Annotated in this window: 22 protein-coding genes and 1 tRNA gene; 6 read left to right on the top strand and 17 right to left on the bottom strand. The window is 73.5% G+C overall.

The annotated features are described in order from the left end of the window. The first annotated feature begins 15 nt into the window (after window positions 1-15). On the top strand, window positions 16-1,167 hold the full coding sequence (locus tag ACQPX6_RS07070; protein WP_433786459.1) for an NYN domain-containing protein: 1,152 nt from the start codon (window positions 16-18) through the stop codon (window positions 1,165-1,167). Between the two features lie 5 nt (window positions 1,168-1,172). Here the strand turns inward: ACQPX6_RS07070 and ACQPX6_RS07065 are convergent, their stop codons facing one another. From ACQPX6_RS07065 to ACQPX6_RS07050, 4 genes are all read right to left on the bottom strand, one after another. Beyond that, window positions 1,173-1,892 (bottom strand): mycothiol-dependent nitroreductase Rv2466c family protein, encoded by a 720-nt coding sequence (locus ACQPX6_RS07065; protein ID WP_433786457.1) that lies wholly within the window; start codon window positions 1,890-1,892, stop codon window positions 1,173-1,175. 58 nt (window positions 1,893-1,950) lie between these two features. Beyond that, on the bottom strand, window positions 1,951-2,727 hold the full coding sequence (locus ACQPX6_RS07060) for an SDR family oxidoreductase (RefSeq protein WP_433786456.1): 777 nt from the start codon (window positions 2,725-2,727) through the stop codon (window positions 1,951-1,953). Between the two features lie 4 nt (window positions 2,728-2,731). After that, the gene (locus ACQPX6_RS07055) at window positions 2,732-3,874 is read right to left on the bottom strand and encodes an acetyl-CoA C-acetyltransferase (RefSeq protein ID WP_433788207.1); all 1,143 of its coding nucleotides are present in this window, start codon (window positions 3,872-3,874) and stop codon (window positions 2,732-2,734) included. Between the two features lie 145 nt (window positions 3,875-4,019). Beyond that, window positions 4,020-4,874: an oxygenase MpaB family protein gene (locus ACQPX6_RS07050; RefSeq protein ID WP_433786455.1), complete on the bottom strand. Its 855-nt coding sequence runs from the start codon at window positions 4,872-4,874 to the stop codon at window positions 4,020-4,022. Between the two features lie 85 nt (window positions 4,875-4,959). Between ACQPX6_RS07050 and ACQPX6_RS07045 the strand changes: the two genes are divergently transcribed. Further along, window positions 4,960-5,730, top strand: a complete 771-nt coding sequence (locus tag ACQPX6_RS07045; protein WP_433786453.1) for a DUF4239 domain-containing protein — start codon at window positions 4,960-4,962, stop codon at window positions 5,728-5,730. Between the two features lie 128 nt (window positions 5,731-5,858). Further along, window positions 5,859-6,389 (top strand): hypothetical protein, encoded by a 531-nt coding sequence (locus tag ACQPX6_RS07040; protein ID WP_433786451.1) that lies wholly within the window; start codon window positions 5,859-5,861, stop codon window positions 6,387-6,389. A gap of 151 nt (window positions 6,390-6,540) precedes the next feature. Here ACQPX6_RS07040 and ACQPX6_RS07035 read toward each other — a convergent pair whose 3' ends face one another. The 6 genes from ACQPX6_RS07035 to ACQPX6_RS07010 all read right to left on the bottom strand — a co-directional run bounded on the left by ACQPX6_RS07035 (window position 6,541) and on the right by ACQPX6_RS07010 (window position 10,802). Continuing rightward, complete coding sequence (locus ACQPX6_RS07035) at window positions 6,541-6,900, bottom strand: hypothetical protein (protein ID WP_433786449.1); 360 nt, start codon at window positions 6,898-6,900, stop codon at window positions 6,541-6,543. A gap of 56 nt (window positions 6,901-6,956) precedes the next feature. Continuing rightward, a complete protein-coding gene (locus ACQPX6_RS07030) occupies window positions 6,957-7,178 on the bottom strand; it encodes a hypothetical protein (RefSeq protein WP_433786447.1) in 222 nt (73 codons plus the stop codon). A gap of 139 nt (window positions 7,179-7,317) precedes the next feature. Further along, window positions 7,318-8,049 carry a GAF and ANTAR domain-containing protein gene (locus tag ACQPX6_RS07025; RefSeq protein WP_433786445.1) on the bottom strand — a complete coding sequence of 244 codons (732 nt, stop codon included), beginning with the start codon at window positions 8,047-8,049 and terminating at the stop codon, window positions 7,318-7,320. Further along, window positions 8,046-9,437, bottom strand: coding sequence for a GAF domain-containing protein (locus tag ACQPX6_RS07020; RefSeq protein ID WP_433786444.1), 1,392 nt, complete (start codon window positions 9,435-9,437; stop codon window positions 8,046-8,048). The genes ACQPX6_RS07025 and ACQPX6_RS07020 overlap by 4 nt, the downstream gene beginning before the upstream one ends. 44 nt (window positions 9,438-9,481) lie before the next feature. Further along, the gene (locus ACQPX6_RS07015; RefSeq protein ID WP_433786443.1) at window positions 9,482-10,066 is read right to left on the bottom strand and encodes a TMEM165/GDT1 family protein; all 585 of its coding nucleotides are present in this window, start codon (window positions 10,064-10,066) and stop codon (window positions 9,482-9,484) included. Window positions 10,067-10,112: 46 nt separating this feature from the next. Continuing rightward, on the bottom strand, window positions 10,113-10,802 hold the full coding sequence (locus ACQPX6_RS07010; protein ID WP_433786442.1) for a type 1 glutamine amidotransferase: 690 nt from the start codon (window positions 10,800-10,802) through the stop codon (window positions 10,113-10,115). A 71-nt stretch (window positions 10,803-10,873) separates the two neighbouring features. Here ACQPX6_RS07010 and ACQPX6_RS07005 point away from each other — a divergent pair. Further along, window positions 10,874-10,946: transfer RNA gene (locus ACQPX6_RS07005), tRNA-Arg, on the top strand. 63 nt (window positions 10,947-11,009) lie between these two features. Here ACQPX6_RS07005 and ACQPX6_RS07000 read toward each other — a convergent pair. The 5 genes from ACQPX6_RS07000 to ACQPX6_RS06980 form a co-directional block, all read right to left on the bottom strand. Next, window positions 11,010-12,191 (bottom strand): IS481 family transposase, encoded by a 1,182-nt coding sequence (locus tag ACQPX6_RS07000; protein ID WP_433781575.1) that lies wholly within the window; start codon window positions 12,189-12,191, stop codon window positions 11,010-11,012. A gap of 856 nt (window positions 12,192-13,047) precedes the next feature. After that, complete coding sequence (locus ACQPX6_RS06995) at window positions 13,048-14,529, bottom strand: flavin-containing monooxygenase (RefSeq protein WP_433786440.1); 1,482 nt, start codon at window positions 14,527-14,529, stop codon at window positions 13,048-13,050. Next, window positions 14,526-15,449 (bottom strand): ferritin-like domain-containing protein, encoded by a 924-nt coding sequence (locus ACQPX6_RS06990; RefSeq protein WP_433786438.1) that lies wholly within the window; start codon window positions 15,447-15,449, stop codon window positions 14,526-14,528. The genes ACQPX6_RS06995 and ACQPX6_RS06990 overlap by 4 nt, the downstream gene beginning before the upstream one ends. Window position 15,450: 1 nt before the next feature. Then, window positions 15,451-16,353: an SDR family NAD(P)-dependent oxidoreductase gene (locus ACQPX6_RS06985; protein WP_433786436.1), complete on the bottom strand. Its 903-nt coding sequence runs from the start codon at window positions 16,351-16,353 to the stop codon at window positions 15,451-15,453. Further along, entirely contained in the window at window positions 16,350-17,177 is an 828-nt protein-coding gene (locus ACQPX6_RS06980; protein WP_433786434.1) for an alpha/beta hydrolase fold domain-containing protein, read from the bottom strand. The genes ACQPX6_RS06985 and ACQPX6_RS06980 overlap by 4 nt, the downstream gene beginning before the upstream one ends. Window positions 17,178-17,427: 250 nt before the next feature. On the opposite strand from ACQPX6_RS06980, the gene ACQPX6_RS06975 reads away from it, so the two are divergent. Then, complete coding sequence (locus ACQPX6_RS06975; protein ID WP_433786433.1) at window positions 17,428-18,084, top strand: TetR/AcrR family transcriptional regulator; 657 nt, start codon at window positions 17,428-17,430, stop codon at window positions 18,082-18,084. A 118-nt stretch (window positions 18,085-18,202) separates the two neighbouring features. Here the strand turns inward: ACQPX6_RS06975 and ACQPX6_RS06970 are convergent, their stop codons facing one another. Both ACQPX6_RS06970 and ACQPX6_RS06965 read right to left on the bottom strand, forming a co-directional pair. Further along, window positions 18,203-19,228, bottom strand: a complete 1,026-nt coding sequence (locus tag ACQPX6_RS06970; RefSeq protein WP_433786432.1) for an amidase family protein — start codon at window positions 19,226-19,228, stop codon at window positions 18,203-18,205. A 403-nt stretch (window positions 19,229-19,631) separates the two neighbouring features. Beyond that, complete coding sequence (locus ACQPX6_RS06965; RefSeq protein ID WP_433786430.1) at window positions 19,632-20,120, bottom strand: DUF4188 domain-containing protein; 489 nt, start codon at window positions 20,118-20,120, stop codon at window positions 19,632-19,634. A gap of 105 nt (window positions 20,121-20,225) precedes the next feature. On the opposite strand from ACQPX6_RS06965, the gene ACQPX6_RS06960 reads away from it, so the two are divergent. Further along, complete coding sequence (locus ACQPX6_RS06960; protein ID WP_433786429.1) at window positions 20,226-20,840, top strand: TetR/AcrR family transcriptional regulator; 615 nt, start codon at window positions 20,226-20,228, stop codon at window positions 20,838-20,840. Window positions 20,841-20,847 lie beyond the last annotated feature (7 nt).

The raw sequence follows: 20,847 nt of genomic DNA, 5'->3' as shown, positions 1-20,847 counted from the left end.
ACCTACGCTGCCCCGATGGCCCCGGAGGACGAACGCATCGCCCTGTTCCTCGACTACGAGAACCTCGCGATCGGGGCGCGCGACGGCCTCGGGGTCTCGCCCTTCGACTTCGGGCCTGTCGCCGACGCGCTCGCCGAGCGCGGACGCGTGGTGACGCGGCGGGCGTACGCCGACTGGTCGTCGTTCGACGAGGACCGCCGCCTGCTGGCGCGCGCCCAGGTCGAGCTGATCGAGATCCCGCAGCGCATCGGCGGCTCCCGCAAGAACGCCGCCGACATCAAGATGGCCGTCGACGCCATCGAGCTGGCCTACGAGCGCGAGTTCGTGACGACGTTCGCCATCGGCACCGGCGACTCGGACTTCACCCCGCTGATGCACAAGCTGCGCGAGATGGACAAGCGCGTCATCGGCATCGGCGTGCAGTCCTCGACGTCGAAGCTGCTGCCGGCCGCGTGCGACGAGTTCCTGTTCTACGACCGCCTGCCCGGCGTCGAGGGCCGCCCGATGCCGGCGCGGTCATCGTCCCGGCGCCGTCCCGCCGTCCCGGCCACGCCGGCCACGCCGGCCACGCCGGCGACCCCCGCCGCGGAGCCGGCCGGGCCGGCCGGGCCGATCGAGCCCGTCGAGCCGGTGGCGCCCGCCACCCCGGAGCCGTCCGAGGACACCTCGTCCGGCGGCCCCGACCCCGACCTCACCACCGTCGTGACCAGCACCCTCGCCGGGCTCGCCCGCGCCGCGGACGGGGCGGTCCGCGCGTCGACGCTCAAGCGCGCGATCCTGCGCAAGGACCCGACGTTCGACGAGGGCGACCAGGGCTTCCGCGGCTTCGGCGAGCTGTTGCGCCACCTCGAGAACCGCGGGGTGGTGGCGCTCGCGCCGGGCACCGCGGCCGGCGACCCCGAGGTGGCGTTCCCCGAGGACACGTCGGCCGAGGACGAGGCGTTCGCGCTGTTCGCCACGACGGTGCGCGACCTGGAGGAGGCCGCCGGCGCCCCGCCCCAGCTCTCGGGCCTCAAGGACCAGATGCGCAAGCGCGACCCCGGCTTCTCGGAGAAGCGCTTCGGCTTCAACGGCTTCCTGAGCTTCGCCCGCGCCGCGCGCGCCCGCGACCTCGTGACGATGGAGTGGGACGAGGGGCGCGGCGACTACCAGCTGTCGGTGTGGTGACGGGCTCAGCGGTGCTGGCGGCGGCTCCCGCCGTGCCAGTCCTCGACGACGCCCGCCTCGCCCGCCGCGACCCCGAACGCGGGTAGCTGCGGCTGCTCGCGCAGGCTGCGCTTGAGCTCGGCGAACCCCGGGAACCGCGCCAGCCCGACGGTGTGGTCCCACAGCTCGCCCGCCTGCTCCGCGGAGGGCATGCGGCTGATCACGGGCCCGAAGAACGCGAGGCCGTCGGGCGGGTCGATCTGCACGATGGGCGTGCCGACGTCCCGTCCCGTCGCGGCCAGCGCCTCGTCGGTCTCGGCCTGGATCACCGCGTCCCACGCGGTGTCCTCGACGCTCTCGGCGAGCCCGGGCGGCAGGCCGGCCGTGGCCAGCACGCCCGCCACGAACCGGTCGGTGCCCCGCACCTCCTTCGCCTCCGCGGTGTCGGGCACCGGCTCCTGCTCGAAGACGTGCCGCCCGAACGCGTCCTGCAGGCGGTCGAGGGCCTCGGGGCCGTGCTCGTGGCGCACGCGCGCCGCGACGCGCAGGGCCCGCAGGCCGGCGGTGTGTCCCGCCTCGTACTCGGGCGGGAACTGCGCGTCGTAGTCGACGTGCGCGTTGAGCAGGCGCAGCGAGATGAAGCGCCACTCGATCGCGAGGTCCCGTTGCGGGGCGACCAGGCGCAGCCACTTGCTCGTCAGCCAGCAGAACGGGCACACGGGGTCGAACCAGAAGCGGACGTCCACGCCCGCGATCATGCCCGTCCCGCCGCCTTCGCCGCGTCGCTGCGCGAGCGGTGCCGCCCTACGTCCGCGTGACCTTGTCCTGCAGCCGGCGCATCCCCGCGAGCCAGCGCTCGTAGTCCTCGCCCTTGCGCCGGAAGAACGTGAGCACCTCCGGGTGCGGGAGCACGAGGAACTCCTCGCGCCCGATCCCGTCGACGACCGCGGCGGCGACCGCCTCGGGGGTGAGCACCTCGCCCGCCGCCCGCACCGCGCCGGTCGCCGTGGCGCCCATGCCGTCCGGGTCCGACTCGAGCATCGGCGTCGCCACCCCCATCGGGCACACGGTGGAGACGCGGACGCCGCGGGAGCCGTAGGTCACCGAGAGCCACTCGGCGAAGGCCACCGCCGCGTGCTTGCTGACGGCGTAGGGCGCGGAGCCGATCTGTGTGAGCAGGCCCGCCGCCGAGGCCGTCGAGACGAAGTAGCCCTCGCCGCGCTCCAGCCAGCCGGGCAGCAGCAGGCGCGCGGCGACGATGTGCGCGCGCAGGTTGACGTCGAGCACGGTGTCCCACACGGCGTCCGGGGTCTCGACCGGGTCCGTGCCCGCGCCGACCCCGGCGTTGGCGAGGTAGACGTCGACGGGCCCGACCTCGCGGGCGACCTCGTCGAGCAGCGCCGCCGTCGCGTCGGCGCTGGTGACGTCGAGCGCGCGGGACAGGACGGCGCCCTCGGCGTCGGGGACGGCGAGGTCGGTGGCCACCACGCGGGCGCCGGCGTCGGCGAGGGCGCCCACGAGGGCCCGGCCGATGCCGCCGCCCGCCCCGGTGACGACGGCGACGCGATCACGGAGCTCCACGGCGTCAGACCCGCTCGATGATCGTGGCGTTGGACTGGCCGCCGCCCTCGCACATCGTCTGCAGCCCGCGGGTGCCCCCGGTGCGCTGCAGCTCGTGCACGAGCTTGGTCGCGAGGATCGCGCCGGTGGCGCCCAGCGGGTGCCCCATCGCGATCGCCCCGCCGTTGACGTTGGTGCGCGCCAGGTCCGCGCCCGTCTCGTGCGCCCAGGCGAGCACCACGGACGCGAAGGCCTCGTTGCACTCGAACAGGTCGATGTCGTCGATGCCCAGCCCCGCCCGCTGCAGCACGGCGCGGGTCGCGGGGATCGGGCCGGTGAGCATGAGCACTGGGTCCTCCCCCACCACCGCCAGCGTCGAGACCTTGGCGACCGGGGTGAGGCCGTGCGTGCGCACCGCGTCCTCGGACGCGACCAGCAGCGCCGCCGCGCCCACCGAGACCTGGCTGGAGACCGCGGCGGTGAGGTCGTAGCCCTCGCGCAGCGGCGGCAGCGTCGCCATCTTCTCGACGTTCGCGTCCGGCCGGATGCCCTCGTCGCGGTCGAGGCCCTCGAGCGGCGCGATCTGCCCGGTGAACCGGCCCTCGTCGGTGGCCCGCGCGGCCCGCTGGTGGCTCTCGACCGCGAACTCCTCCATCCGCGCACGCGTCAGGTCCCACTTCTCGGCGATCAGCTGGGCGCCGCGGAACTGGCTGATCTCCTGCTCGCCGTAGCGCTCGATCCAGCCCGCGCCCTCGCGGCGGGTGCCCATGCGCTCGAGCACGGAGGCGTTGGCGTCGATCGGGACGATCGCCATGTTCTCGACGCCGGCGGCGATCACCAGGTCCTGGGTGCCCGAGAGCACCGCCTGCGCCGCGAAGTGCAGGGCCTGCTGCGACGACCCGCAGGCGCGGTTGATCGTCGTGCCGGGCACGTGCTCGGGGAAGCCGGCCGAGAGCCACGCCGTGCGCCCGATGACGCCCGCCTGCGGACCGAGCTGGGACACGCACCCCATGAGCACGTCCTCGACCGCCCCCGGGTCGATGCCCGTGCGCTCGACCAGGGCCCGCAGCGCGTGCGCGCCCAGGTCGGCGGGGTGCACGGCGGCGAGCGCGCCCTTGCGCGTCCCGACCGGCGTGCGGACGGCGTCGACGATGTACGCCTCGGTCACGGGCACGGTGCCTCCGGGGTGATCGTGGGTGCTTTTCTCGCACCCAGTGTCGGTCATCCGCCTCCGGCGCGGCAGCTCCGCTGCGCTCCGTGCCGCCCGTGGCCCCCACGCTGGCACCAGGGGTGCCACGATGACCCCGCCCCGATCACCCCGCCGCGCGGGCCTCGCGCACCAGCTGGCGCGCCCGGGCGATCTCGGGCGGGGCGGGGATGTCGGGCAGCCGGTCGGTGGCGTTGCGCAGCGCGCGCAGGGCGACGGTGACCCCGAGGTCGGTGGTGGGCAGGCCGGGCAGCCCGTACATCCGCCGCGCCCAGCGGGGCAGCGTCGCGAACGACACCGCGGCCACCGACGAGAGCGCCAGCGCGATGCCCGTCGGCGCGCTCGGCTGCGGGGTGAGCAGGCCGCCGACGCCCCAGCGCGCCTCGTCGGTGAGCCGCAGCTCGGGGCGCACGCGGTCGAAGTAGGCGGCGAGCGCGGCCCGCGAGGCCGGGACCCGCGCCGGGTCGAGGCCCACGACCTCCGCGGCGCGCACGCTCTCGGCGATGTAGGCGTCGGCCTCGTCGTCGTCGATCACCCCGGCCCGGCGGGCGACGTCGGCGTAGGAGTCGATCTCGGCGTTGTGCACCCAGAGCAGGTTCTCGGGGTCGTCGAGGGCGATCACGGTGCCGTCGGGCTCCCGCCCGCGCAGCGTCGCGTGCATGCGCCGGACCCGCGCCCCGGCCGTCTCGACGTCGGCGCGGGTACCGAAGGTGCGGGTGCCCACGAACCCGACCGTGCGCTGGAAGCGGGGCCAGGCCTTCTTGGGATCGAAGAGCGCCGAGTTCTGGTAAGTCGCGCGCATCACCCGCGGGTGGAGCGACTGCAGGAGCAGGGCGCGCATGCCGGCGACCCAGAGCACGGGCTCCAGCTGGACCCGCCACGTCACCGACGACGGACCGAACAGCCCGAGGTCCACACCGTCGACGTCCCCGCCGGCGGGACCCGCCGTGCTCGTCACCATGGTGCAGGGGTCACCGCTCGCGGGCGGTCCAATCCCGGGAGCGCGATCTGTCGGCGGGCCATGCTCCATGAGTACCTTGCCGACCGTGGGCTCGCTCCCGATCTGGCTGCTCTTCCTCCTGCTCGTCATCGCGGCGCCGGCCGCAGTCGTCGGGCTGCAGGTGCTCGTGCGCCGGCGCTGGCCCCAGCTCGCCGAGGGCCGGCACAACGACGTCGCCGGGTTCATCATCGCGATCGTCGGCGTGATCTACGCGGTGCTGCTGGCGTTCGTGGTCATCGTGTCCTGGGAGCAGTTCAGCGAGGCGGAGGGCGTCGTGGGGCAGGAGGCGAGCGCGCTGCGCGGGCTGTACCGCGAGAGCGCCGCGTTCCCGCCCGAGGTGCGCCGGCAGGTCCAGGAGGACGTGCGGGCCTACGTCACCGCCGTGCTGGACGACGAGTGGCCCGCGATGGGGCGCGGCGAGCCCGGGCACCCGGCCGTCGCCGCCGTGCTCGACCGCACGGCCGAGGACCTCGCCGCCCTGCCCGCCGACTCGCCGACGCGCGAGGCCTACGTCGCCGTCGAGGCCGACCGCTTCGCCGACGTCGTCTCGTACCGCTCGCAGCGGCTCGACTTCGTCGAGCAGGGGCTGCCGGGCGTGCTGTGGGTCGCGCTGGTGTTCGGTGCGGCGGTGACCATCGGCTTCGCGATGATCTTCGGCCTGCAGAGCACCGCTCTGCACGTGATCATGACGGGCAGCCTCGCGGCGGTCATCGGCGTGCTGCTCTTCGTCGCCGTCTCGATCGACCACCCGTTCTCCGGCGACGTCTCGGTCCGCCCCGCGCCGCTGGAGCGCGTGCTCGCCGACTTCGGCCGCTGATCCGCGCGGGTCACCCTGACGAGGGGCGCCTGTAACACACGCCCGTCCCACCTCGACCTCACCCATGCGGCGTCGCGAGCACGTCCGGGGGACGTATCCCCGGCTCCGACGCGGAGTGGAGGGGTGTCGTGGGGACCCTGCGCAACCCGTCGTCCCGTGTCATCGGCGTGCACGGCCTGCCGACGCCGGTCATCTCGCTGATCCAGGAGCAGGCGGAGGTGCGCGGACTGTTCCGCGACCCGCTGCCCGAGGTCACGCACGGTCTGCGCACCGACGTGGTCAGCGTCGGCAGTCGCTGGTTCGGCCGGAGCCGGCCGCGGCGTCACGCCGTGGAGCTCCTGCTGACCCCGGACGTCCTGGTCGTGTGCGACCGGGACCCGGACAGCGACGGGATGGACCCGGACACCCAGGTCACGTTCCACCGACTCCAGCAGGTCGAGGTGACCGCGGGGGACGCGGACGGCGCGCCGGGCCTGAGCCTGCTGAGCACGCCGGTAGGTTCCACCGAGCGCAGCTGCCGCGTGGTGTCGACGGACGGCGGTCCGGAGTCGGCGCGGTTCTTCGAGGCGCTGACCGACGCCGCGGAGCGCTCCCGTACTGCCGCCGAGACGCCGGTGCCGCGCATGCCCGTCGACTCCCGCTCGCCCGAGTACACCTAGCTCTAGGCACACGCCTGGGCGTCAGGCGGAGACGGTCCCGTCGGCGCTGTCTGCTCAACCTCCGACGGGACCGACCCGACCGCCGGCCCTCGGCCGGCGGCGTCTCACCGTTCCCGATCCGACGCGGGTCCGAAACCAGCGGGCCCGTGCGTCAGCCGCGGAGCTCGGCCGGGTCCTCCGTGACCGCGGCGCCGCGCAGCGCGCCGAGACCCAGGGCGTCGTCGAACCAGACGGCGAAGGTCAGCGACTGCTCGGTGGCGAGGACGATCAGCTCGTTGCGCACCGTCAGGGCGTGCGCGCGCGTCGCGGCGAACGGGGTCGCCCGGGCGACCGCCTCGGCGAGGATCCGGGCGTGCCGCGTAATCTCGTCGATCCGCACGGCGCTCAGCCCCGTCCCGCCGTCGCGGTCGAGCCAGTCGAGCACCGCGCGGGCGGCCACCTGCAGGCGCTCGAGGTCGAGGTCGGTCGTGTCGGTGCGGACGTTCGGTCCGATGCCGGGAATGGTCGTCATCGCTCGTTTCCGTGGGCTGCCGGCTCCGGTGTGGGCCGGACGGTGGGTGGGAGGGCTCAGCGGACGGGCTGGTCACGCAGGAGCGGGTCGACGGGGCGCGTCGTGAGGACGGCCAGGGCCGCGGCGTGCAGCGAGACGCCGAGGTCGGTGGCACGGGCGCGCAGGGCGTCGGCGCCCTCGCGCAGCGTGCAGCCCCGCGTGGTGGCGACGAGGCGCTGGGCGCGGCGGACGTCCGCCTCGGACTGCTGATCGTGGTCGTGCAGGCGCCTGCGGCGCATGGGTCCCCCGGGATCGACCTGGCCCTCGCAGGAACGACGAGGGCGCGCCGACGGGGTCCTGGTCGACATCTCCACCGTCGCTCATGACGCGGTGGCTGTCCACCCCGCGCACGATCACGGCGGTGATCGGGCGGACGGATCAGTCGAGCAGCACGGAGGTGTCGACGGCGTCCTCCACGACGTCGCGGGCGACGTCGGCGAGGCGCAGCTGGTGTCCGCGGGCGTAGGAGCGCATCCGGCCGAAGGCCTCGTCGAGCCCGATGCCGCCGCGCTCGGCCAGCACGCCCTTGGCCTGCTCGATGATGACGCGGCTGGTCAGCGCGGCCTGGAGCTGCTCGGTGAGCAGCTCGCGCTGGCGGCTGCTGCGGTCGGTGAGGATCGCGATGGTGGCGACGTCCGCCAGTGCCTGCCCCACCCCGAGGTCGGCCTCGTCCATGGCGCGCCGCTGGCGGTGGAAGAGGTTGAGGGCGCCGACGACCTCGCCGCGCAGGCGCATCGGCAGCGCGTGCACGGCGGCGAACCCGTTGTCCCGCGCGCGGGACGTGAACCTGGGCCACCGGTCCTCGGCGGCCAGGTCGGTGGCGTGCACCTGCACGCCGGTGCGGAAGCAGTCCAGGCAGGGGCCCTGGTCGGCCTGGAGCTGGAAGAGCTCCACCACCTGCGCCTGCTCGTTCGAGGCCGACACCAGTTGCAGGCTCCCGCGCTGGTCGGTCAGCAGGAGCCCGGCGGCGTCGGCCCCGAGGAGCGACACGCAGTCGGTGCACAGCCCGTGGAACAGGTCGATGACGTCGTAGTCGGTGACCAGCGTGTCGGCGAGCCGGACGAAGGCCTCGACGAGCGTCTGCTCGCGCTGCTGCGGCGGCGTGGTCATTCCGGGTCCTCCTCGCCCCGGCTCCTGGGGGGAGCGGGGTGGTCGATCGTCTCATCGTCCCGGTACCCGTTGCTGTGCCAGGACCCGTCGGGGTGCAGGCGCAGCCGACGGGCGAGGACGTCGTCGGCGATGTCGTTGATCGTGCGTCCGGTGGTGAAGGCGGCGGCCCGGAGCCGGGCCAGAGCGGCCGCCGCGCTGAGGTGGCCCTGGGCGAGCAGCATCCCGGTGGCCTGGTGGACCTCGGCGCGGGTGAGCGACGAACCGTCGACGACCTCGACCTCCGCCGCCCCGTTCGTGCTGGCCCGCGGGGCGAGCGTGTCGAGCAGCGTCCACACCGCCGCGTCCGCCGCCCGCAGCGCGCCGGTCAGCTCGCGGTCGTCGAGGCCGCCCGGGGTGTCGCGGTAGCAGTCGAGCACGCCGATCCGGCTCGCGCCGACGTTCAGCGGGAACACGAACATCCCGCGGGCGCCCGTGTCGGCCGCCGCGGCGGCGAACACCGGCCACCGGCGCTCGTGGGGGTCGGCGATGTCGGGCACGAGGACGGCGCGGCCCGTGGAGAACGACTCGACGCACGGGCCGTCGCCGAGGCTGAACTGCAGCTCGTCGATCCGCGCGGAGACGTCGTCCGTGGCGCACACGGGTTCCTGGCGATCGGGGCCGGCCATGACCGTGAGGGCGGCGCCGGTGACCGGCAGCCAGGCGACGCACGCCCGGCAGACCGCCAGCGGGGCGTCGGGGTCGTTGCTCGCGACCGCGGCCGCCAGCGCCTGGCTCAGCCGCACCTGGTCCACCGCGCCCACCTCGGTCGTCGTCCCGGATGGCGTGTGTCCACCCGGAGATTCCCGACGTGGTCCCGATCGGGGCCCTGCGTGCAGCCCTGTCGAGCCGACCGGGCGCACGCTACACCCGCGGCGGTGCTCACCGTCAGTCGTCGCTCCCCGGCGGCGGCTGGTGGTGCACCTGCCCCGGGGCGGCCGGCGTCCGGTGCCCTCGATCCGTCCGTCCTGGAACACCAGGACCAGGCCGACGACCGCGGCGGTGATCGCGAGCAGCGCGCCGACGCGGTCCTTGGTCGAGGTGGCGACGGTGAGGGTGACGGGCACGGGCGCCTGGCCGGGGTGGTGCGCCCGCCCGCGCTGGGCGGCGAACCAGGCACCCAACCGTGACGGTTGGGTGGTCCACCGGGTGGGGTCGGGGTGGGCCGCGGTGCGCCGGGCGTGGTGGGCGCGGCGGTCGACGACGGCCGCCAGGCCGTAGCCCGCGGCCAGGGGGAACAGGATCCAGGTCAGCCAGCCGTGCTCGGCGCTCGCGACGCGGACGCCGCCGATCACGAAGCACGCGGCGGCGACGGCGGTGCCACCCTTCCAGCTCCTCAGCCACGCCAGCACGCGGGCGAGCCTAGGTTCGCCGAGTCCGTCCGGGCACCGCGCGGTCACCCCCGGATCGCGTCGACCGCGGTCCAGAGGGCGAGCGCCACCATCACCGCGGCGGCCACCCGGGTCACCCACTTCACCGGGATCAGCCGCCGGAGGCGGTCGCCGCCCCACACGGCCAGCGCCGAGCAGGCCCACAGACCGAGCAGCGCACCGATGCCCACGGCGACCAGGTCGCCGTAGCGGGCCGCGAGCGAGACGGTGACGATCTGCGAGGGGTCCGCGAACTCCGAGAGCGCGGTGACCCCGAACGCCGTCGCCACCACGCCCCAGCGGCTCTTCGGTGCCTTCTCCAGGCCGGCCTCGTCGTCGTCATCGTCGTCCTCCTCGCCCTCGCGCCAGATGAGGAACGCGCCGACGAGGAAGATCAGGGCCAGGACGGCCTCGAGGAGACGCCCGGGCAGGAGCGAGAGGAGACCGCCGGCCGCGAGCGCGATCGCGACGTGGACCAGCATCCCCGCGCACACGCCCAGCAGCACCCAGCGTGCGGGGAAGCGGGTGGCCAGCACGAGCGTCACCAGGCCGCTGGTGTCGGCCACCTCCGCGAGGAAGACCAGCGCGAACGTGATCGCGGCCACCGACACGGGGGGATCATCGCGGCCCGCGGGGGCGGACCACAACCGCGACGCCCTAGATCCAGCGCAGGCCGCGGAGAAGCGCTTCTGCACGATCGAGCGCGTCGTGCTCGTGTGCCGCGGCAGCGAGCCGGAGCTCTGCCGCCCGCTGGTCGGGGATCGGCGTCGCTCCCAGCCAGCGGTCCAGGAGGGCGGCCGACATCTCGGGGTGGAACTGCACGCCGACCGAGTTGCCGACCCGGAAGACCTCGGGCCCGTCCTCGCTGTCCGCGATCACCTCGGCGCCTGCCGACACCCCGATCCGGTCGGCGTGCCACTGGAACCACGGACCGCTCGGGACCACGCCCCCACGTGACCGGACCGCGTGCCAGCCGACCCGTTCCACACCGAGGGGCGTGCATCCCCCGCCCAGTGCCTCGGCGAGGAACTGAGCGCCCGCGCAGATGCCCAGGATCGGCGTGCCCCGCTCGTGCACCGTGGCGAGGAAGTCCACTTCGGAGCCCGCCCACGTCGAGATGGCCGACCGCGGCCACGGAGCGCCGAGCGTCAGGACGAGGTCGTAGCCGTCCGCACTCGGGAACTCGGCCTCGACGTCGGGACTCGTGAATCGGTGTGCGGGCACCACCGTGAACTTCTCCAGGCTCCAACCGGCCGCGGTGAGCGCCGTGCCGACGTGCCCCGTGCCGCCGATGTGGTCGTGTCCGATCACCAGCGCGCGCACGCCGACGAGTCTGCCCGCGCTCACCTGTCTCCCGCGCATCTCGTGCACCGGGTGTGGACCCTGGGAGGACGAACGTGCAGCTAGAGTGCATCCGGGCCCCCGTAGCTCAGGGGATAGAGCACCGCTCTCCTAAAGCGGGTGTCGCAGGTTCGAATCCTGCCGGGGGCGCCGGTGTGATGTCTCAGGACATCCCGGACGCCCGGACCCACGTTGTGTGGGTTCGGGCGTTTGTCATTTCGGGGTCGGTGGGTGTCGGGGCTGGTAGTCGCGGGTGAGGTCGATCTCGAGCTCGCGGAGGAGTTCGCCGGTGGCGGCGTCGATGACGCGCACGTGGCGGTCCTGGGTGAGCAGTAGGACGTGGGTTCCGCTGTGGGGTCGGCCGATGCCGATGTGGCGCAGCCGGCCGGCGACGCGCAGGGTGACCGTCCCGGACTTGTCGATCTTGTCGGTGCGGACGCGGTGGTGGGTGTCGGTGGTGCGGTCGGCGCCGGGGGCGGCTTTGGGGCGGGCGGTGTAGGCGGTGGCCGGGGTGGCGCGGTGGGCGAGCGCGCGGTGTGGCCGCTGGTGGTTGTAGGTCTCGACGAAGCGGTGGAGCAGGGCTTGGAGCTCGACGATCGTCGCCGGTGGGTGGGGTTGTGCGCGCAGCCAGTTCTTCAGGGTCTGCTGGAAACGTTCGACCTTGCCGCAGGTCGTGGGGTGCGACGGTCGGCTGTTCTTCTGGGTGATGCCGCGGCGGGCAAGTTCGTGCTCGAGAGCGGTGCGACCGCCGCGGCGCGAGGCCAGCCGGACGGTGTAGACCATGCCGTTGTCGGTCAGGGTCGAGGCCGGGAACCCGTGCGCAGCGGCCGCGGTGGCGAAGGTGGCGGCCACGATTCCGGCGGTGACTCGGTGGTGGGCGGTCACCCCCAGGGCGTAGCGGGAGTGGTCGTCGAGCCAGGTGATGATCTCGACGTGGGCGCCGCCGGCAAGGCGGTGGTGGGTGAAGTCGGACTGCCAGCACTCATTGGGGTAGGTGGCCTCGAAGCGCAGGTAGGACGACTTGGGGCGCTTGGCCGGGGTCGGCACGACCTGGCTGTGGCGGGCCAGGATTCGGTGGACCGTGGCCCGCGAGATGGCCACGCCCTGGTGGTGGGCCAGGTGCCAGACGATGGTGTCCGGCCCGGCGTCCAGGCCCTGCCCGGCGAGGCGTTTGCGCAGCTCCAAGACCATCTCGATCGTCTCCGGCGGGGTGGCCCGCGGCGAGGTCTTCGGTCGCCGTGAGCGGGCCCGGAACGCCCCGTCACCCTCGGCGCGGTAGCGGGCGAGCAGCTCATAGACCCAGGACCGCGACACCCCGTACTCGCGCGCGACCTGCGCGACCGGCCGCTTCTCCACGACCACAGCAGTGATCACCAGACGCGCCTTGGACGACATGCACGAGCGTCCCGAGCCCGTCCGGGATCACCCGCGACATCTGTCCGGCATGTCGTGAGACACCTGTCCGGGATGTGTTGAGACACGACACTGCCGGGGGCGCCGGGTCTGACCTGCACGTTCACCGTTCGACCCCACGCGCTCACCCCGTCATGGGAGGGACTCGGGGGATGAAATCGGCCTAACTCCTCCCCGCGGGCGCGACCAAGAGCCGAAGCCGGGGTACGTCGAGCAGCGGTCGAGCGGCTCGTACCGCGCGGTGATCTACGCGGGCATCGACCCGCTGACCGGCAAGGAGCGCTACCTCCGGGAGTCCGCGCCGACCCGCAAGGCGGCGCAGGCGGCTCTCGCCCGGCTGCAGACCAAGGTCGACGAGAAGCACCACCCCCGGACGAACACCACCATGGGCGCACTTCTCGATCAGTGGATGGAGGTCTCCGACCACGACGAGAGCACCGCGGAGCGGTACGCGGATCTGATCCGCATCTACCTCGCCCGACCTTCGGCTCCATGTCCGGCGGCAAGCTCGACGCCGAGGTCCTCGAGCTCTTCCACGCCAGGCTCCGTCGCTGCCGCGAGCTGTGCTCGGGCAGGCCGAAGGCGGGCCACGTCTGCCGCCCGCTCGCGGCCAACACCGTGCGCAAGCTCCTCGACCCATTCCCCTCGAGCGCTCGACGACCTGTCGACGCAGCGGCCGACACAGCGCTCGGCGTCGGATCGCCCGCCTGTTCGACGCGGGCCACGCCAAGGCAATCACCGGACACCACCCGTTCCCGCCATCGCCTCGGTCAGCCGCCTCGAGTAGAACGGCCGGGACAAGCTCACGCCGCCGGTGCCGCTCCGCGACCTGCACCCCTCACGTGCTGCTGCGTGTCATCTCGTAGTCGTCGAGCTCGACGCGACGCGTCGAACGCACGTACTGGGTGGCGAAGCCGGGGTACATCGTCGCGTTGTGTCCATCGGGTGTGAGGTACCAGCTCGCGCAGCCGGAGTTCCACGTCGTACCCGCGAGCCGGCGCTGCAGCTCGTCGTTCTCCGCCCGTTCCCGATCGGCCCGGACCTCGAAGCGACGCAGGTTGCGATCGACGATGACACCAACCGCGGTGGCGATGTGCTCGAGCTGTGCTTCGACGTAGACCAGGGCGGAGTGATGCCCGGGCCCGGAGTTGGGGCCGAAGGTGAAGAACAGGTTGGGGAAGCCGGCGGTCGTGACGCTGCGGTAGGCGTGCCCGCCCGCCTTGCAGCGCTCGTCGAGGGTGTGTCCGCCCCGCCCGAGGACGGGGAACGGTGTGCCGGTCCGCGAAACGTCGAACCCGGTGGCGAACACGACGGCGTCGAGCTCGTGCTCGATCCCGTCGGCGGTGCGGATACCACGAGGTGAGAGCCGGGCGATCGGCCACGTGATCAGCTTCGTGCTGTCGGCGCGGAGCGCGGCGAGGTAGTCGCTGCTGACGAGCATGCGTTTGCAGCCGGCGCGGAAGTCGGGGGTGAGCTGGCGTCGCATCCACGGGTCGGGAATCTCGTGGCGCAGCCAGGCACGAGCGGCTCCCTCCATCATCGTCGTCACGGGAGTGGGCCAGACGAGGCCGAGGGCAGCCAGCTCCTGGGCGCCGAAGAGGACGGACCGGGCGAGCTGCTGCAGCGCGGGTACGGCACGGAACGCCGCGCGGGTCGCCGGTGTGTTCGACCGGTCGAGGCGGGGCAGCACCCATCCCGGCGTGCGCTGGAACACCTTGAGCGAAGCGACCCGCTCGGTCAGGCGCGGCACGATCTGCACCGCGCTCGCCCCGGTGCCGATCACGGCCACACGACGGCCGGTGAGGTCGACGTCGTGGTCCCAGCGCGCGGAGTGCATCGTGGTGCCGGTGTAGTCGGCGAGCCCGGGCAGGTCCGGCAGGCTCGCGTTCGCCAGCGGCCCGGCGGCCATGACGACGGCTCGCGCCCGGACCGGTGCCGCCCCGCTCACGTACGCGGTCCACGTACCCGTCGCGTCGTCCCAGCTCAGCCGTTCGACGGTGCTCCCGAAGCGGACGTGGCGCAGCAGGTCGCGGCTGTGGGCCAGGTGCTCGACGTAGTCGAGGATCTCCTCGCCACCCGCGTAGGTGCGCGACCAGTCCGGGTTGGGCGCGAAGGAGTAGGAGTAGAGCAGCGAGGGGATGTCGCAGGCCGCCCCGGGATAGGTGTTGTCGCGCCAGGTGCCCCCGACGCGGTCGCCGCGCTCGAGCACCACGACGTCGTCGATGCCGTGGTCGCGCAGCCGGATCACCGCCCCCAGCCCGGCGAGCCCCGCGCCGACGACGAGGACGGCGTGCGGCCCGTGGTCGTCGCCGACGCTCACCGGGCGACCGGCTCGTGGGTCAGCTCGCGGGCCCAGCTCGGGGTGCGCGGCAGCAGGGCGCGCGGCACGAGGTCCGAGACCCGGACCAGGAGGTCGGCGGCGTAGTGGTAGGGATGCGCCCGGTCCACCGCCATGCTCCCCTGGGCGCGAACCACGTGGTACATCGGGAGCCGGCGGGTGGCGTCGCTGCGGTCGCCGTTGGACGCGAAGCGCCGGATCGCACGGTAGAGCTGTTCCTCGGGCAGACCCATCGCGACGACGTTGTCGCGCACCCTGTTGAGCAGCGGCATGTACATCAGGGCGCCGAGCAGCGCCGACGGGCTGAACAGGGCGCCGACGGAGTCGATCAGCAGGCGGCGCAGGGGGGCGTTGCCGAGCATCTCGAGTACCTGGAAGTCGACCGCGAGGTGGCGCGACTCGTCGGCGTTGATCTTCGCGAACACCTCGTGGCAGACGGGGTCGCGGACCTCGTCGAGCAGGAACTTGACCAGCGCGCCGTCGAGGGCGACCTCGAGCATCGGGATCACGGTCCCGAGCACCGAGAGCGACATGCCGTCGGCGTACCGGTCGAGCCACTCGATCGCGAGGCGGACGTTGACGTTGGGCTCGGGGACCTCGTCGTCGGCGAGCATGCCCCAGCGCCGCATCAGCGCGAGCTCGGCGTTCGCGTGGCGCTGCTCCTCGGCGTCGAACCAGCGGTAGATCTCGCGCAGGGTCGGGTCCTCGGCCTTGGTCGCCATCGCGGCGAAGCCACGGGCCCCGATGTTCTCCACCCACACCAGGTCGGCCATGAACGCGCGCAGTCGGGGCCGCTGCTCGTCGGTGACCGACTCGGCGCCGGGGGCGGCCCAGTCGACGTCGGCCAGGGCCCACTGCCTGTTCTTGATCTTCTCCAGCATGGTTGCGAGATCGTGTGCCACGTCAGGCTCCTCGGGTGGTGTCGGCGGTGGTAGCCACGGCTTCGGCGAGGCGGACGAACAGACCGGACGCGTGGGTGAACGGGCCGGGGAACGCGCGCTTGGCGAGCCACAGCAGGTGGGCCTCGATCTGTGGCGCGACGTGGAGGCGGCCCGCGTCGTGCGCGTCGAGCGCCGTGCGGACGACCGCGTCGGGATCGCGACCGGTCAACGCCATCAGGCGGGTCGCGAGGGCGGACGCGCCGCCGTCGATCCGCCCACCGTTGGAGGAGACGATGCCGGTGCGCACGAAGGTCGGGCACAACACGCTGACCCGGATCCCGGTGCCCGAGACCTCGGCGGCCAGAGTCTCCGAGAGCGAGACGACCGCGGCCTTGCTCGTCGAGTAGGCGCCCATCCGTGGTGCGGCGCCGAAGGCCGCGGCCGAGGCGACATTGAGCACACCGCCGCCACCGGCGCGTCGCAGCCGCGGGAGGAAGACGTGGCAGCCGTACGCGACACCCCAGAAGTTCACCGCGTGCGTCGCGTGCCAGTCGGCCAGCGTGTCCTCGCCGATGCGCGTGCCGCCCGCCCCGATACCGGCGTTGTTGACGACCAGCGACGGCGGGCCACCGAACCAGGAATCGGCCGCGGCGGCGAGCTCGATCACGTCCTCGAGGCGGGTGACGTCGCAGCGCCGGGCCAGGGCTGCCGACCGCTCCGGGCCCACGGCGGCGATCCGGGCCACCGTCCGTTCGGCCGCGACCTCGTCGACGTCGGCGCAGAGCACCCGTCCGCCGCGCCGGGCGAGCTCGAGTGCGAAGGCCTGCCCGAGCCCACTGCCGGCGCCGGTGACCACGGCGTCGGCCCCGCGCGACCCCCCGAGAATCGGCCGCTGGGGCCACCACGGCCACCACCCGGCCGTCACGGTGCCGCCACCTCGCCTGCGATCGCGCGGACGTCCGTGGCCGGCTGCTCGTCGAGGCAGACTCGGACGAACGCGGCCGCCTCGGCCAGCGCGACGGAGGCCTCGGGGAGCACCGCGGACAGGGCCTGGAACACGTGCACCTGGCCGGGCCATATCCGCAGTTGCACCCGACCTCCCGCCGCGCGGACGAGGTCGGCGAGGTGTGTGGCGTCGTCGGCGAGCATCTCCGCGCCGCCGGCGTGGATCAGGAACGGCCCGAGACCGTGGACGGTCGCGGCGTCGAACCGCAACCGCGGCGACGTCGGGTCGGCCTCGCCCAGGTGGTGCGCGAGTAGACGGGCGGCACGGTCGGCCGAGAGCATCGGGTCGGGCATGACTGCGCGCTCGCGGTGTCGAGCGCGATCGAGCGAGAGATCGATCAGGGGCGAGAACAGCGCGAAGCCCGCGGGGAGCTGCTCACCGGCGTCACGCAGCGTCGCCCCGAGGTCGACCGCGAGGTGGCCGCCGGCCGAGTCGCCGGCAACGACGATCCGCCGCGCGTCGACTCCCTGCGCCACCAGCCAGGCGTGGGCCGCGGCCACGTCCTGCGCGGCGGCGGGAAAGCGGTGCGTCGGCGCGAGCCGGTAGTCGCAGGCGAAGACGGGGCGGCCGGTCGCGGTCGCGAGCCGGGACGTGATGCCGCGGTGGGTCCGGGCGGAGGCCACCGCGAAGGCGCTGCCGTGGAGGTACAGCAGGACGCCCTCGTCGAGACGGGCGGGACCCTCGGCCCCCGCGGGCAGCGCCCACTCGCCGCGCACCCGTCCCGCTCCGGTCGCGACGTCCACCGGGACGAAGCGGGCCCCGCGTTCGGCAGGGCCGACGGCGGCGAGGAAGCCTGCAACGAGCCAGCGGGCCCACGGATCCCGGCGGGGGTGTCGGGCAGCAACTCGACGACGGGACGCGTCGTCCACCGGAGCCACGTCGTCGTCAACACCGCCGCGCAGGAGGGGCGCTCGCCATCTGCAGGCGGGCGACTTCCCTGAAGGCGCATGCCATCAGATTCACGGACGCGGGCCCGTGCGTCAAGATGTGGTCGTGACGCGCAGCCGTAGCGGGATCTACGCCGGCCGGACGGCCGACGAGCGCCGTGCCGAGCGCCGCGGGCGTCTCATCGCTGTCGCGATGGAGATATGGGCCGAGCAGGGGTGGGCCGCGGTGACCATGCGCGGGGTGTGCGCCCGCGCCGGGCTCGTCGACCGGTACTTCTACGAGAGCTTTGCCGACCGTGACGCTCTGCTGGTCGCCGTGTGGGACCACCTGCGCGATCGGGTCGTGGCCCTGGTCGTGGCGGCGATGGTGAGCAGCGTCGACCTGCCGCCGATCGCCCGCCTCCGCGCCGCGATCGCCGCCGTCCTCGATGCGACGCGCACCGAGCCGGAGCAGACCCGCATCCTGCTCGGCGACAACGCCGGCAGCGCCGTGCTCGAACAGCGGCGGCGCGACATCCTGCGCGTCTTCACCGACCTACTCGTCGACTTCGCCACCCCGGTGCTGCGCCCAGGGGCGTCTGCCGAGGGGCTCCGGATGACCACGTTGCTCGGCGTGGGCGGCTTCGTCGAGGTGCTCACCGCCTGGCAGGCCGGCATGATCTCCGCGAGCAGTGAGGCAATCCTCGATCACGTCACGCACGTCGCGACCGATCTCGCTGCCCGCTACCTCGACGCGTCGGAGCTGGGCGCTCCGACCTGGTGAACGTTCTCGGGTTCCGGTGCGCCGCCTCGCCGACGAGAGCCGAGATGGCGGGCCGCAGTGGGGATCCGCTGAAGAGCAAGAACCTGGTCTGTCCGGTCGATCGCAGGGAGGACGGACCTCAGCCGGTCAGCGCGCTGCTCGTCCCGGCGCCCGGCGGGATGCGATAGCCCTGCAGCTCCGCGCCCAGGAGCGCGGCGAACTCGATGGTGGTCAGGTCGTCTCCTGCGGCTCCCATCGCCTGGACTCCGACCGGGAGCCCGGAGGCGGTGCTCGTCACGGGGATCGTCGTGGCGGGGGTGCCGGCGACGTTGGCGACGGCGTTCCACGACATCTGGTCCCAGTAGGAGCGCCGCCCCCCGTCGACGTCGATGTGGCGCGCGTCGCGGTTGAGGTCGTCGCCGTGGTGGGGCGGCGCCGCGGTCGGGGTGACCGGTAGCAGCAGGACGTCGAAGTCCTCGTAGAACCGCGCCCAGCGCTCGCGGATCTCGTGGCGGGCGGCATCGGCGGCCAGCCAGGTGGTGTGGCTCTGGAAAATCCCTCGCAGAGCGCTCGCGGCGGCCCCGCGTGGGCTGCGCAGCGCACTGAGGGTGAGGGCGGCCTGCTCGGCCAGGCTGATCCCGGAGCGTTCGATGATGGGGGCGCCGTAGAGCAGCGGTCCAGCGAGTGCCGCCTCATCAGCTCTGGGCCTCGCGGCCGGGGCCCCCGGCCGATCGGGGGCAACGAGGGGAAGGCCGAAGTATCGACGCCGAGCGCGCCGGAGGCGGCCAGCGGACGGATCCGCAGGAACACGCCCACGCGGTGGGTCTGCGCGGACAGGGCGTGCTTCATGGCGAACGAGTGGCCGCCTGGCGAGTAGGCGTAGTCCTCGGCCTGCGCGCGGGTCGTCCAGAGGCTGATCGAGGTGTGCTCGAAGGGCAGCGCCGAGGAGACGTCCATGCTGCCGCGGTGGCCGGGATGGTGGGCGGCGCGGCTCGCGGCGTGGACGTTGTTGCGCAGGAACCCGGCAGGTGGCGTGGACGCAGGACGCTGTGCACCGCCACCACCACCGGCTCGTCCTTCGCGACCGGCTCGGTGCCCTCGGCCGAGGGGTTCCAGCCGTGCCAGTCGTCGTGCTCGTCGTTGCGTCGGACGCGGGCGATCTCACCGTCCATCCCGAAGTGGCCGTGGCTCTCGAGCGCCGCCCGTAGGGGGCCGTCCCACGCCGCGTGCGCCGCCTCCGGTGAGTCCCACGCCGCGACCAGCGCGCAGCTCGACGGCAGCAGCCGCGGCACGATCCTGTGCGTGCCGTCGTTGGCGTGGTTCACGCTCGCCGTGCGCAGCCCGTCGATCCCGCCGGCGAGCGCCGCCCTGACCGTCCGCCGCCAGCGCAGGAAGCCCGCCGCGGACGCTCGAGCGCGTCGATGGTCACGAAATCAGCACCGGTCATCGTCGAACTCCTGTCGGTGACACCGCTCGGCGGTGGTCGGGTCAGACCGCGACGGACGTGCGCGGAGCGGGGGAGCCCGGTTCCGGGCGCCCGCGAGATCACGAGGTTCGGGGGCGGCGCATCAGTTCGCCTCGGTGTCGCCGATGCGGTCCTGCAGCCGGGACGTCGCCCCCAGGGGGCGGTACTCCCCGGCGGCGGCGAGGCCGATCCGCGGCATGTTCGCGTAGATCGCCTCGAACTGACCGGCGGCGACGCGGTAGGTCTCGTGCCAGACCCCGACGTGGCCGTTGTAGGCGGTGCGCCGGAAGAACTCCCGCTGGGCGGGCTTGTGGGAGCGGTCCTTGTCGTTGGCCCAACCCTCGAGGTCCTCGACCGATCGCCAGTGCTGGACGAAGAACGGCAGGCGCCAGTCCCCCACCGACAGCACCAGGCGGGACTCGAGCAGCGGCGAGTCCCGCATCGCCCGCAGCTCCCGGACCATCCCGAACGCCGACCACATGACCGGGACCCACTCGGTCACCCGCCACCAGTGGTTGATGCGCATCCCGATGAAGAACACGACGAAGTCGTCGGGGTAGTTCGCGGTGTACCGGCCGGCTTCGACGTCCATGGGCGAGCTCCTCCATACAGCGACCGGCGGACCCCGGCCTCGCCGCAGCCTAAGACAGACACAGTGTCACTACAAGCCGTCATGCATCGGCGCTAGGGTAGGGCTGTGGGCGTCCTGGACAAGCGCAGTCGTGACGACCCACGGCGGCACGCCACCGAGCACGCCTTCCTGCGCGCGACCGAGGCGCTGCTCACCGAGGGCTCGTCGTTCGCCGACCTCAACGTCCGCCGGGTCGCCGAGCGGGCCGGCCGGACACGGACGGCGTTCTACGCCCACTTCGAGGACCGCCGTGAGCTGCTGCTCGCCCTGCTCGACGAGGCCGCGGGCGAGGGACTGGCCGCGATCGGCCCGTTCCTCGCCGGCGACGGTCCCGTCGGACGCGACGAGCTCACCGCCTCGCTCCGAGGACTGCTGGGGACCATCCGGCGCCACGCCGTGCTCGTACGAGCAGTCGTGGAGGCCGCCAGCTACGACGAGCAGATCGCCGCGTACTGGGACGGCGTCATCGGCCGCTTCATCACGGGCACCCGCCACCGGCTCCACGCCGAGGGGCTCGGCGCCGACGAGGCCACCGCGACCGCCACCGCCCTCTGTTGGATGAACGAGCGCACCTGCTACCAGCAGGCCGTCCGCGGACAGACCGGCCTCGACGACGACACCGCCGTCGCCGCTCTCGTCGAGGTGTGGTGGAGCGTGCTGCTGGCCGCCCGCTCCCGCTGACGGCGGG

This window comes from Actinomycetospora sp. CA-101289, assembly GCF_050955895.1.
GTDB lineage: Bacteria > Actinomycetota > Actinomycetes > Mycobacteriales > Pseudonocardiaceae > Actinomycetospora.
Note: the sequence above shows the minus strand (reverse complement) of the source record. Positions and strands in the feature narration are given on the sequence as shown.